The organism is Stenotrophomonas sp. 3diitr2024 (assembly GCF_042136455.1).
Taxonomy (GTDB): domain Bacteria; phylum Pseudomonadota; class Gammaproteobacteria; order Xanthomonadales; family Xanthomonadaceae; genus Stenotrophomonas; species Stenotrophomonas sepilia.
In genome coordinates this window covers 1-269 of sequence record NZ_JBHHMJ010000128.1, presented here as the reverse complement: position 1 = coordinate 269, position 269 = coordinate 1, and the positions used below count along the sequence as shown (strand labels likewise).

Sequence of the window (269 nt, the reverse complement as noted above, 5' to 3'; positions counted from 1 at the left end):
ACCGCCACTCCCGCCCCGGCGCTGCTGTCGCCGACCGACCACGCCCTGGTGCTGATCGACTTCCAGTCGCAGATGGCGTTCGCCACCCACACCATCGACATTTCCGCGCTGCGCAACAACGTGTCGCTGATCGGCAAGGGGAAGGGGGGGCAGGATCTGCGCAAGACTGACGTCGCGCAGGGCCTCGGAGACCACGTCGTTGATCAACCGCCAGCTGCTGCGCGCGCCGCACTTGGGTGCCATGCCGCACTGGTGGTGGTCGTGGCTGC

General features: G+C 68.0%; 1 pseudogene. It reads left to right on the top strand.

Annotated features, from left to right (window positions below):
* Nucleotides 1-269, top strand: a pseudogene (locus ABGA94_RS03175) (hypothetical protein); the annotation flags it as partial.